Below are 10,996 nucleotides of genomic sequence, written 5' to 3'. Positions count from 1 at the left end.
GGCAACTGACTCTCAAATCTATACCAAAGTGTGTCGGTTATTCTTGGAACCTAGGGATGATGATATTGTCGCTATCGCCATTGATTCTACAGGGCTAAAGCGATTCGGTAAGGATGAGTGGCACCAAGAAAAACATAAGGTTAACGCCAAACGAAGTTGGCGAAAAGCGCATTTAGGCGTTAACAGAAATCACCTAATTCAAGGGGCAGTATTAACACACAAAGATGTAATGGATGACCAGGTTGTTGATGCGATTTGCGCTCAAATCACAGACTCAGTAGAGCATATAACGGCAGATAAAATGTATGACACTGATGCCGTATTTCAAACGTTAGACACTTACTTTCCAAATGCAGATATTGTTATTCCATCGAAAGACAATAGCTTTGCAGATGAGGTGCATCATCCTAAAAGGATGAGCAATCTTATTGCCTATTCTGCTTTGGGTGTAGGACGGTGGCAAAGACTCAAACATTATGGCCGAAGGAATATATCGGAAACAGCAATCCAACGTTATAAAAAATAATTGGTCCTAAGTTACACAGTAGAAAGTTCAGCAATCAGCAACAAGAAATGTTAATTGGATGTAGTATTTTAAATCGGTTTGTTCACCTTGGTATGCCCAATAGCTATCGAGTCGCCTAGTTGTATCAAAAGACAGGTTATTTTGAGTATTGCAACAAAGCCATACTTAAGCGATTGATATTATGGAAAATGCAAGCGCTTAAATTTCCGATAACTTCTTTGTAGGTACTTAGTTAAACTGATTGGTATTTAATCATTACTTTTAAATAATCTAACAAATAAAGTATTGCCTATTCCCCAAGCCCCATTAAGAATAAAACCAGTAAGAAATCTTGCTATATTAATATCAATACCCTTAAGTGGTGCTATGATGATAGAAAAAAACATAGTAAGTAACAATCCACTTAGAACAAAGCTTAACACCCAAAGAGTGGTACCTTTAAACGGTTTAACAAAGTACCAAATGATAATTCCCCAACCTCCACCAAATAAAGAAATTGAAACAATACTAGGTATCCCAAATGGTTCTGTTGGAGCTATATTATAAGGGAAGTTTGGAAATATCCCCAAAATATATCCAATAACAATAATTCCTTGATGAAAGATAAGTGTTGATAAAAATCCTGCTAAAAATTGCTTTAAATAATCCATTTATTCTCCCTATACATATTAAACATAAACATTATTGTTAAATCTAACTTAAAATATATCATTAGAAAAATCGCCGTAAAAATAACCAAAAAATCAAGGTAAACTAAGGAAATAAAGTCACTGCCTTAAAATTACATCGCAATTAAAGTTATTCCAATTTTAAGAAAAAACTGAAATTAAAACTTAATAAGTACCTACAAATAAGTTATCGGGAATTTAAGTCCTATCATTTTACATAATATCAATCACTTATCACGAGCGGATTCAAGTTTTTCCATAAATGTTAATTGCTTAATATTTTCTACAATTTTAACTTCTGAATTATAATTTTTAGCTGTATTAGGTAAAATAAAGTGCTCAAGTTGAATACTATTAGAGCCTTTTTCAGTAAATTTAATATTCCCCGTAAAATCGCCATCTGCTGCTGCAACTTGGTAAGAAAGTCCGAGAAAAACTATGCACACTGGTATTTTTATCTTTTTTTTCATAAATCACATCCTGCAACTTAAACTAAACAGTTTAGTTTAAGTTATGACTATGAATAATTAATAAAGTTCACTAAAAATCGATCTCCATTGTATTTGCAATATCAATAACATTAGAGTCTGCCTTTATGTCACATGACAATGAAGTAATGACACAGGGGGGACTCATTTTAACGATATTTGAATTAAAACGTGATCACCAGCTAAGAAAAAGGTCACTTCAATTTAGGCAAAGAGTGTCAACTATCTTGAAAAACATCGGAGACTCAGTTCTTCTATTGGTCGCCGGATAATATCTGGTAATGTAAATAGCTAGAGGTCTTCATCGTTCACATCTAACTAAATCAGCAACGAATTCTTCGATAAATATGGATCTCATTGATTGGCAGTGAGTACGGTAAAAAAAGTGCTATCATTCACGCTTATGTAGTACATTCATGACTAATTACTTAGGTTCACTTTTTCTATGACTCTAGAATTCGGCTTCAACGAAATTGAAATAGATGCGCTTGAGAGCCCTAGTGTCGAGGCAGTATGGACATACTTTAATAGCTTTGGAAGCCAGCACTATATTGTGCCAGATGGTCGTGCCGATCTTATTTTTACTTTTTATATCAAAGCCAATGGATGCCTGACGAATATTCGACCTATAATATCCCCTGCATTTACCAAAGCTCATTCAATAAACATTGCACCTTATCAAGGATTTATAGGGCTACGACTAAGAGCCGGTCTTGCAGGCTCTATTCTACAAGTTCCCTTGCCACTCATTACAGGCCGGATTCAGTACGATAGCCATGTGATGGGCTATGTCCCTTGGGTTGAGAAGATCTGTGATGATAAAAGAAGCATCAAACATTTAATTACTGAGATAAACCGGCATGTCATTGCCGCTGTACCTCAATTCAACTCTTCTATGATTGGAGAGGCTCTGAGCTTGATGGCTCATGGTCATGGAACCATGGCGATTAGTGACATAGCTTGCGAACTGGCGGTATCAGAGCGAACAATTAACCGACATTTCACTCAAGCGATTGGACTGTCACCTAAGCAGTACTCTTCAATACTTCGGGTGAAAAACGTCATTATCCAACTGACCACTCCCCATTATACAATTTCAGATATTGCTCTAAATTGTGGCTTCTCAGACCAATCTAATATGACAAGAGATATTAAAAATCATATGGGTAAGACACCGATCCATCTTCGCAAAATTCTAACGACAGAACTGCTTTTCTAAATAGTGTCCGATTTGTTCAATACAGCACTTTCTTCACTGTTTAATATGGCGCTTAACCTAAGTTGCTCTTATTAGAGAACCAATACATGTATAAAGAACTCGTTAATATCCATGAAAAACCCTCACCATTTTCAAAATACACAGCTAAGCAATTGTGGACAGAACCGTACTTAGCTAATCAAATGCTTCAAGCACATTTATGCCAAGAAACCCCGATGGCATCTCGTCCTTTAATTGCGATTGAGAGAGTGGTGAACTGGCTTGATAGCAAGTTTAAACTTAATGGAAAATCTGTGTGTGATCTTGGCTGTGGCCCCGGTCTGTACGCAGAAAAATATGCAACCCTTGGCGCAAAAGTGGTGGGTTTACTGAGAAATCAGCTTTTGGCCCATACTATATGGGAAATTTTTGGTCTGAAGAACTTCATTATGTCTTCCATAATGCTTTTAGTTATCAAGATGAGCAAATATCACTTGATCACTACACCATTGTTGAGAATAACCGAACATGGGATATGTATAACTGGCTGCAATACTTTACTCACCAAAGTATTCAAAATGAGTTGAAAGCGAATGGTTTTGAAGTGGTTGACTTTATTAATGGTTTTGATGTAGAAGAGGTGAATAGCACAACGTTTGGCGTTGTTGCTAAGGCAGTGTAAGCCTCAAAAAAATCCTTTCAACTGCATCAATACAGTATTAGAAAATTTGGTCATATAATTAGAGCTCTAGATATGAAAAAAAGTAAGTGAAATTGCGGGGCTTGAAATCAGGTTCAATATTGCTCTAGCTAACTTCGGGACATAAACGAGTTAGCCCTGCTCTACATTGACTCAAAAAGGAATACAGCTAATCCTAAAAACAACCCGCCATCAGCGGGTTGTTTACTATCTAGCTCTCTACATCACATCCAATGTATCACGCAGTGACTGATTCATCTCTTGCCATTCTTTTCACCAACACGGCTCTTACATTGTCGTATACCCAGTTAAAAGTGAATGCGTAAATGGTGATAAAGATAGTTACGCCTATATCCATGACAAAGGCTTCCCAGATGCCCACATTTAATAAGTAAGCCATCACAGGAACAGTAACGAACAGTAATCCTAATTCAAACAATACAACGTGGAATATACGAAAAGAAAGGGTGCGTTGTGTTTTCTCGCCAGTGAAGAATTGGTCGAAAATCCAGTTATAAATAAAATTCCACATCATAGCGATAGTGGCAACAACTATCATCGTTCCTGATAGAGAACTAACATCGTGATTGGTAAAAATAGCTAATCCAATGATAGACAGTGATACAGCCAATACTTCAAATAATACAGCGTGGAAAATACGTTCAGTTGTTTTCATAGCGATGACTCTTAATGATTATTGATACATTTAAAAATAATGAATCAGCGATTATAGAGAGCGAATAAAAGAGATAAAGTTAACAGCCATCACGAATCGTGATAGCTTAGGCGTTTGAACCATTTACTAAGCCAATGCCATGTACAGTTTTGAGCAATTAAAAATATTTGTCACCGTGTGTGAGTGTGGATCGTTCTCGGCAGCGGCTCGTCAATTAAAGCGCGCTCAATCAGGTGTCAGTCAAGCTATCGCCAATTTAGAAATATCAATTAACCAAGAGCTGTTTAACCGCGAGAAAAATACGCCAGTACTGACAGAGAAAGGCAAAGCGTTATTGCCGATTGCTCAATCTATTTTGCACCAGCAGAAGTATTTTGATCAAAAGGTAGAATCGTTAGAAAGAGAGTATGAGCATGAGTTGGTTATCGCTATTGATGAGAGCTTAATGAATGACGATGTATTACAAATTTTGGTAGAATTGGCTGATAAATTCCCAGTAACTGATGTAGAAATCATCACTACTTCCACTTTTGATGTTGAAGAGTTGGTTAGAGAAGGGAAGGCACAGGTAGGTATTGTCTATGCTGATGGTAAGCTTAAAGTGGATATGGATTTCTTCACATTAGGTCAAGCTCGCTTTTTGACTGTGGCTGCACCTGATCATGCTTTAGTCACTTTGCCTCTGGTGAGCGATACTGCGCTAAAAGGGCATCGCCAATTGGTACATCGTAGTTCAGATCGTAAAGAGCTGTGGTTCAGTTATGGGATAAGCTCAAAGCTGTGGTATGCCAATACTCATCAAACCTTAATAGAACTTGCTTGCCACGGTGTAGGATGGGCTCTGGTACCTGAAGATGGGGTGATGAGTTTAATAGAGCAGAAGAAATTAGTCGCCTTACCAGTTGCTCATGAGTTTCATGGTTGGTTAACACCAATGGGGTGTTTGGTGTCACGTCGTCATGGTTCTGGCCCAGTATTGGAAGATTTATTGTCGTCACTGAAAAAGTTGAGTCAAAAAAATCGCTAACTCATCAAATGTGAGTTAGCGATCCCATGTTTATCTTAAGCAACCTGACTTGTTTTTACTTGTGTTGTTTCTGTTTCTTCACAGAACTCGTGGTGGAGCGCTCGGATAGCCTTTTGATAATCTTTATCGCTTACCACAAATTGCACATTTACGTTACGCATAGAAGCATGCAGAGCGACAGGCGTTACGTCATTATTCATCAATGATAAAACACCTTTTGCCAATGCTTTGTTGGTGTCGATTTGTGAACCAATCACCGAAATTAACGCAACCATACGTCCTGTAATAGAGGCTTTTGGATAGCGTTTTTCTGCTTTGTATAGCAGCTTATTAAGGTTCTCAGTACTTCCGCCAAGATAGTAGGTAATTGAATTGGCATTCATTTCTTTACCAATTAAACTAACTTGGGCATCTGAGATAATTTCCATTAGTTCATAACCTACGTTATCAACTTGTCCCACCATCGCCTGATCAAATAAATGCAAAGCAAACACTTTCTCTTTGCCTGCAATAATCTCAACTTTATTAGTTTCTGGTTGATAATCTGATGAAATTAACGTGCCTTTGTGCTCAGGCTCAAAGGTATTTTTAATTTGGATTTCAATGTTACTTTCACGAAGCCCTGCTGCGGCATTTGGGTGAATGGCTTCCATCCCTAAGCTTGCTAATTGGTCTGCAACATCGTAATTGGTGCGTCCAATCGGGAATACTTTATCAGTACCCACAACACGGGGATCGGCAGAGCTTAAATGATACTCTTTATGAATTATCGCCAAATCAGCATTCGTAAGTGACGCGATGCGACTAAAGGTCATTTCACTATAACCGCGATCATAAGTGCCCATTAAGCCTTCTTTGCAGTAAGCATAACCCGTAACGATTGGCAGTTCTGTTGTCACATCAATATCTTTAAATACATCAGTAATAGTTTCATCTAATGTTCTAGGTATTTGATTATCCCAACCAGATAGATCGACGAACTTCGCGTTAATACCAACCGTTTTAAGCTTCAATGCCGTATTAAAGGCGCTATGAGCTTCACCAATAGAAGACAGAAATTCACGAACTTGCGGTAAATATCGACGCAGTGAAAATTGACCGTACTGGCAGGTTTCAAGAATGTTTGAGATACAATTTTTGGCTTCATCAATTCGTGAGCAAATAAATTTATCCGCTCTTAAACGATTTAATGGGTCGATAAAAAGGTGTTCATTAGTAAGTAACATACGATTTTTTACGTATTCTAATGCTTCATCCCAACTGTCATCACGTTTAGCGATAAGTTTATAGACACCCGGTTTGCCTGTTTTTTTGCACTCAAGCAGTGAGTCGGTAATTCCGCCGTAGGCAGATACAACAAAAACACGGTTATATGGATTGGTTGGGCGAAGGAATATGTTATCTAAAACGGCATCAAACGCCGTCATAGATGTACCGCCGATTTTTTCTACGGTATAAGTCATGGGTAAGTCCTTTTTGACTTTAAAATAGAGTACCAACTTGAACCATTTGTTAATGAGTCAAGTTGGTATAAATAGAAGGATATGATTAATCTAGGATAGGGTAGACGCCATTTTCATCGTGAACTTCAGCACCAGTGATTGGTGGATTGAAAACACACGCCATGACCATTTCTTTATTTTTATAAGCACGTAGGTAGTGTTCGTCATGCTTATCAAGAATGTATAAAGTTCCTGGTTTTATTGGGTAAGTTTCACCGCCAATGACTTCAATTTCGCCTTCGCCACTTATGCAATATACTGATTCTAAGTGGTTCTTGTAATGAATATGCGTTTCAGTATTTTCGTAAATTGTCGTGATGTGAAACGAGAAGCCCATGTTGTCATCTTTCAACAACATTCTTACGCTTTCCCATGTTTCTGATGCTACGCGTCGTTCGCTGTCACGACATTCGTCTAGTGTTCTAACAATCATTGTTTCGTCCCTGATTAAGATGCTTTTTTGAAGTGTTTTTCTGCAATGTTATCAATTGCATTTTCAAAGATAGTTAAGCCTTGCTCTAATTCCGCTTCAGTAATCGTCAATGGACAGAAGAACTTTACCACTTCATCTGAAGGACCTGCGGTTTCAATGATCATACCGTTTTTAAAGCAATTTTTAGCAATATCACTTGAGATAATGCCGTCTTTACATTCAATACCAATCATCATGCCGCGACCTTTTTGCTGTACAAACAATTTAGGATAGCGTTTTACTGAGCGCTGAATTACCTCACTGACTTTCTGAGAGCACTGTTTGATGTGTGTTTCAAAATCTGAGTTTGCCCAGTAAATCTCCAGAGCTTTAGCTGCGGTAATAAAAGCGTGGTTGTTACCACGAAAAGTACCGTTGTGCTCGCCTGGTTTCCATTGGTCTAATTCAGGCTTAAGTAAAACAATCGCCATTGGTAAACCGTAGCCACCAATTGATTTAGACAGCGTAACCATATCTGGCTTAATACCTGATGGCTCAAAGCTAAAGAAAGTACCCGTACGACCACAGCCAGCTTGGATATCATCAACAATCATAAGAATATCGTTGGCTTTACAAATCTTGCTTAAACGCTGTAGCCATTGATTTGATGCGACGTTTAATCCACCTTCACCTTGTACTGTTTCTAAAAGCACTGCAGCAGGTTTATCTAAACCACTTGAGTTATCTGAAAGCATGGTTTCGAACAGATTAAGTCCATCAATATCCGCATAGCCTTCAAAAGGAATGCGAGTGATGTTGTTTAAGCTGACACCTGCACCTTGACGATGATGTTGGTTACCTGTTGCTGCTAATGCTCCTGCAGTACAACCGTGAAAACCGTTAGTAAAGGCAACAATGTTCGTTCGGTTGGTAACTTTACGTGCCAGTTTTAAAGCGGCCTCAACGGCATTGGTACCAGTAGGACCGGTAAACTGAACTTTATAATCTAGATCTCTAGGTTCTAGAATGTAGTTCGTCAATGCATTCAAGAAAGTGGCTTTTGCACTTGAGTGCATATCTAAGCCATGCGTAATACCATCTGTTTCGATGTATTCAAGTAAAGCTTGCTTTAAGACTGGGTTGTTGTGACCGTAGTTGAGTGATCCGGCTCCAGCAAGGAAGTCTAAGTAACGTTCGCCGTTTTCGGTTTCTAGCCAACATCCTTTTGCCTTTTGAAAGATAACTGGAAAACTGTTTGAGTATGAACGTACTTTTGATTCTTGCTTCTTGAAAATATTCATGATGAGTCCGTTTATGATTCCTATTTATTTTAGAGCGATACGATACAAATATTCAGTATCGTGCTTGCCTTTGAAATGAGCTTCTTTGTCTAGAAACGTCGTAACTTCACCTTGGTCACCATGCTTGGCATCCAGCTTTTTAAATAGTGACCAAGAGGCGTCATTGGCTTTAGTTATCGTCGTTTCTAAGAATTCGGTGTGCTTGAGGTTTTTGCGCTGTAAAAGCTCATTTAGCATGGAGTAAGCTAAACCTTTACCTCGATAGCGGGGAGAGACTGCGACTTGCCAAATGAACAATGTTTTTGGATCATCAGGCTTATGGTAACCAGAGATAAAACCAGCAAGATTGCCGTCTTTCTCTGCTAAAACGCAGGTCTTACTGAAATGTGTAGATTGAAGAAAATTACAGTATGAAGAGTTAATATCAAGAGGCGGGCACTCGGTGATCAATGTGTAAACATCGTCACCGTCTGTCCTTGAAGGTTCTCTAAATGTCCATCTTTTACTGGGTTCAATATCCATGTTTGAACACAAGATTCTGGGCGCTGCAATAGTCATATGCAAATACATATCCTTTGTGCTCTAATTAAATTCCTTTTTATTATTGGCATTTTTAGGGGTGATAAAGCAAGTTAAACGCCGATAAATCGCTTTTTGTAGCCTGTTAATGTGAGCTTTATCGCGGTTTATGCTTTTATTTTAATTAGTGTGCTATGTTTTATTGTGAGAAAGATAGATTAGGGCACTTATTATTTTTTGGAAGTTAATTGAGTTGATATTTATAAAAACAGCCCATTTATATTGGGCTATTTTTAGGTGTTTTTTGATAGAGGAGTTATATCGAGGCAACCATTTTTTGCAGTAAACGGATCATCTTTTTTTGTTCATCAAGATCTAAAGAATCTAGCATGTCTTTGTTCACTTTGACGGGAACTGGCAATAATGTTTCTTTTAGTTCTCTTCCTGCATCCGTAAGATAAATGCGGAATGAACGGCGACTGTTTGGATCGGCTTGTCGTTCTACTAATCCCAATTTTTCTAATTTATCTAAGGTTCGGGTGGTGGTAGAGTTTTCTACCTTTGATTTTTCTGCAATATCACGTTGTGTTACTCCTTCTTCTTCCCATAAACACATCATGGTTGGCCATAATGCAACGGTTAATCCATGTTGTTTTAACTCTGCTTCAAAAGCTTTTGATGCTTTATTGGCAATAACATTTACCATCCAACCGAAACTACTTTGACGATCAAATTCTTCTTTCATCTACTTATACCTGTGATGTTGCAACTATTGTAATGGTAACTAATCCCACGGCAACAAACACCAATAAAGCGCGTTTATTAGAGGCAAATACAATATTTGAGTGTAATTGGTAGTGAGATACCTTTTTTTGAACCCCAGTGATCATTGCCCAAACAAGAGGTTTTGCGTGTAGTTTGTAAAATAAAATGGCGAATAGGTGGAAACCAACGAGAGCAGGAAGTAATCGAGCACAAATACCATGAATAATAATAACCGCATCAAATACATCATCATTAAGTATGCTCTCTGTATAAGGAATATGATCAAATATTCCCGCAAGAATTAACCCTGATATACATTGAATAAATAAAGTGGTTATCATTGAGATTACCATCCAAGATCCTGCTGGATTATGACCAGCTTTTGATGGTTCTTTTCCTAATAAATAAGCAATAGTTCGCTTTGGAGAAGCAATAAATTGTTTAAAACGACTCGTATCACTGCCAATAAATCCCCATACAATGCGCCACATAATAAGTGTAAAAAGCGCTAAGCCTAAATAAATATGTGGACCTTCGCCATTGAATCCTGTTGCAGCTAATCCGATAAAAAGCACAGCTTGAAGCCAGTGATATAGACGTGTTGGTAAATCCCAAACTTTCATTTTTATGTTCCTACTAATTTGTTGAACTAAGTAATTACCAAATAATTTACACTACAACTGTTGCCTACGCAACAGTTGTAGTGTAAATTGGCGGTAACTTAAAAAGAAGAACGAAAAATAATCAATAGGAAAGACAATGAAAAAATTAATGCTGAGCTTATGTGTTTTATTGCCAAACATCGCATTTTCTCAATCGACACCTGAATTTATTGATGCAAGACAGCAAGCTTTTTCAAATATTGAGAATAAGTCAGAACAAATAGAAAGCATGCTCGATGCAGATGAACCTAATTGGAATGAAGTGGAGTTAATGAGTGGTGAATTAGTAAGTCATAGCCAACTTCTTAAAGTGTTATTTCCAAAAGAGAGTCAAGAAGGAAGCAAATCAAAACAATCAGTGTGGGATAAACCAGAAAAATTCACTCGGTTACTCAATGAGATGGATGATGGATTTGTTCAGCTATATCAAGCAAGTACACAACAAAATAAAGAATTAGCAGAAGCGGGGTTAGAGCAAGCAAAAGATACATGTAATGCATGTCATCGTACTTATCGTTCACGTTTTTAAATATGAAAATCTTACTTTTAAAC

Annotated in this window: 14 protein-coding genes; 5 read left to right on the top strand and 9 right to left on the bottom strand. The window is 37.7% G+C overall.

Annotated features, from left to right (window positions below; translation table 11 throughout):
- Positions 1 to 526: transposase (locus Q1K78_RS08015; protein ID WP_300176526.1), on the top strand; the 526-nt coding region annotated here is incomplete at its 5' end.
- Between the two features lie 248 nt (positions 527 to 774).
- On the opposite strand, the gene Q1K78_RS08010 is transcribed toward Q1K78_RS08015, so the two are convergent.
- Together Q1K78_RS08010 and Q1K78_RS08005 are read right to left on the bottom strand one after the other, a co-directional pair.
- Positions 775 to 1,176 (bottom strand): hypothetical protein, encoded by a 402-nt coding sequence (locus tag Q1K78_RS08010; protein ID WP_300176523.1) that lies wholly within the window; start codon positions 1,174 to 1,176, stop codon positions 775 to 777.
- A gap of 245 nt (positions 1,177 to 1,421) precedes the next feature.
- Positions 1,422 to 1,664 (bottom strand): hypothetical protein, encoded by a 243-nt coding sequence (locus tag Q1K78_RS08005; protein WP_300176520.1) that lies wholly within the window; start codon positions 1,662 to 1,664, stop codon positions 1,422 to 1,424.
- 463 nt (positions 1,665 to 2,127) lie between these two features.
- On the opposite strand from Q1K78_RS08005, the gene Q1K78_RS08000 reads away from it, so the two are divergent.
- Both Q1K78_RS08000 and Q1K78_RS07995 read left to right on the top strand, forming a co-directional pair.
- On the top strand, positions 2,128 to 2,901 hold the full coding sequence (locus Q1K78_RS08000; protein ID WP_300176517.1) for a helix-turn-helix transcriptional regulator: 774 nt from the start codon (positions 2,128 to 2,130) through the stop codon (positions 2,899 to 2,901).
- 397 nt (positions 2,902 to 3,298) lie between these two features.
- Positions 3,299 to 3,562, top strand: a complete 264-nt coding sequence (locus Q1K78_RS07995) for a hypothetical protein (RefSeq protein ID WP_300176514.1) — start codon at positions 3,299 to 3,301, stop codon at positions 3,560 to 3,562.
- A 256-nt stretch (positions 3,563 to 3,818) separates the two neighbouring features.
- Here the strand turns inward: Q1K78_RS07995 and Q1K78_RS07990 are convergent, their stop codons facing one another.
- Positions 3,819 to 4,256, bottom strand: coding sequence for a PACE efflux transporter (locus tag Q1K78_RS07990; RefSeq protein WP_300176511.1), 438 nt, complete (start codon positions 4,254 to 4,256; stop codon positions 3,819 to 3,821).
- 139 nt (positions 4,257 to 4,395) lie between these two features.
- Between Q1K78_RS07990 and Q1K78_RS07985 the strand changes: the two genes are divergently transcribed.
- Complete coding sequence (locus Q1K78_RS07985) at positions 4,396 to 5,283, top strand: LysR family transcriptional regulator (protein WP_300176508.1); 888 nt, start codon at positions 4,396 to 4,398, stop codon at positions 5,281 to 5,283.
- A gap of 35 nt (positions 5,284 to 5,318) precedes the next feature.
- Here the strand turns inward: Q1K78_RS07985 and Q1K78_RS07980 are convergent, their stop codons facing one another.
- The 6 genes from Q1K78_RS07980 to Q1K78_RS07955 all read right to left on the bottom strand — a co-directional run bounded on the left by Q1K78_RS07980 (position 5,319) and on the right by Q1K78_RS07955 (position 10,405).
- Positions 5,319 to 6,746 (bottom strand): aspartate kinase, encoded by a 1,428-nt coding sequence (locus Q1K78_RS07980; RefSeq protein ID WP_300176505.1) that lies wholly within the window; start codon positions 6,744 to 6,746, stop codon positions 5,319 to 5,321.
- 85 nt (positions 6,747 to 6,831) lie between these two features.
- Entirely contained in the window at positions 6,832 to 7,218 is a 387-nt protein-coding gene (locus tag Q1K78_RS07975; protein ID WP_300176502.1) for an ectoine synthase, read from the bottom strand.
- A gap of 14 nt (positions 7,219 to 7,232) precedes the next feature.
- Positions 7,233 to 8,498 (bottom strand): diaminobutyrate--2-oxoglutarate transaminase, encoded by a 1,266-nt coding sequence (ectB, locus tag Q1K78_RS07970; protein WP_300176499.1) that lies wholly within the window; start codon positions 8,496 to 8,498, stop codon positions 7,233 to 7,235.
- A gap of 24 nt (positions 8,499 to 8,522) precedes the next feature.
- Positions 8,523 to 9,056 carry a diaminobutyrate acetyltransferase gene (gene ectA, locus Q1K78_RS07965; protein ID WP_300176496.1) on the bottom strand — a complete coding sequence of 178 codons (534 nt, stop codon included), beginning with the start codon at positions 9,054 to 9,056 and terminating at the stop codon, positions 8,523 to 8,525.
- A gap of 277 nt (positions 9,057 to 9,333) precedes the next feature.
- Positions 9,334 to 9,762 (bottom strand): MarR family transcriptional regulator, encoded by a 429-nt coding sequence (locus Q1K78_RS07960; protein WP_300176493.1) that lies wholly within the window; start codon positions 9,760 to 9,762, stop codon positions 9,334 to 9,336.
- A 4-nt stretch (positions 9,763 to 9,766) separates the two neighbouring features.
- Positions 9,767 to 10,405 (bottom strand): cytochrome b/b6 domain-containing protein, encoded by a 639-nt coding sequence (locus Q1K78_RS07955; protein ID WP_300176490.1) that lies wholly within the window; start codon positions 10,403 to 10,405, stop codon positions 9,767 to 9,769.
- A 136-nt stretch (positions 10,406 to 10,541) separates the two neighbouring features.
- Here Q1K78_RS07955 and Q1K78_RS07950 point away from each other — a divergent pair, with 136 nt between their 5' ends.
- Positions 10,542 to 10,973 carry a cytochrome c gene (locus tag Q1K78_RS07950; protein ID WP_300176487.1) on the top strand — a complete coding sequence of 144 codons (432 nt, stop codon included), beginning with the start codon at positions 10,542 to 10,544 and terminating at the stop codon, positions 10,971 to 10,973.
- Positions 10,974 to 10,996: the final 23 nt, after the last annotated feature.

This window comes from uncultured Aliivibrio sp. (assembly GCF_946479765.1).
Taxonomy (GTDB): Bacteria; Pseudomonadota; Gammaproteobacteria; order Enterobacterales; family Vibrionaceae; genus Aliivibrio.
This window is presented reverse-complemented; position numbering and strand designations above follow the sequence as displayed.

Coding starts and splice junctions, on each gene's coding strand:
- Q1K78_RS08000 (WP_300176517.1), top strand. CDS start 2,128: ATGACTCTAGAATTCGGCTTCAACGAAATTGAAATAGATGCGCTTGAG.
- Q1K78_RS07995 (WP_300176514.1), top strand. CDS start 3,299: ATGGGAAATTTTTGGTCTGAAGAACTTCATTATGTCTTCCATAATGCT.
- Q1K78_RS07955 (WP_300176490.1), bottom strand. CDS start 10,405: ATGAAAGTTTGGGATTTACCAACACGTCTATATCACTGGCTTCAAGCT.
- Q1K78_RS07975 (WP_300176502.1), bottom strand. CDS start 7,218: ATGATTGTTAGAACACTAGACGAATGTCGTGACAGCGAACGACGCGTA.
- Q1K78_RS07950 (WP_300176487.1), top strand. CDS start 10,542: ATGAAAAAATTAATGCTGAGCTTATGTGTTTTATTGCCAAACATCGCA.
- ectB (WP_300176499.1), bottom strand. CDS start 8,498: ATGAATATTTTCAAGAAGCAAGAATCAAAAGTACGTTCATACTCAAAC.
- Q1K78_RS08005 (WP_300176520.1), bottom strand. CDS start 1,664: ATGAAAAAAAAGATAAAAATACCAGTGTGCATAGTTTTTCTCGGACTT.
- Q1K78_RS07985 (WP_300176508.1), top strand. CDS start 4,396: ATGTACAGTTTTGAGCAATTAAAAATATTTGTCACCGTGTGTGAGTGT.
- ectA (WP_300176496.1), bottom strand. CDS start 9,056: ATGACTATTGCAGCGCCCAGAATCTTGTGTTCAAACATGGATATTGAA.
- Q1K78_RS07960 (WP_300176493.1), bottom strand. CDS start 9,762: ATGAAAGAAGAATTTGATCGTCAAAGTAGTTTCGGTTGGATGGTAAAT.
- Q1K78_RS07990 (WP_300176511.1), bottom strand. CDS start 4,256: ATGAAAACAACTGAACGTATTTTCCACGCTGTATTATTTGAAGTATTG.
- Q1K78_RS08010 (WP_300176523.1), bottom strand. CDS start 1,176: ATGGATTATTTAAAGCAATTTTTAGCAGGATTTTTATCAACACTTATC.
- Q1K78_RS07980 (WP_300176505.1), bottom strand. CDS start 6,746: ATGACTTATACCGTAGAAAAAATCGGCGGTACATCTATGACGGCGTTT.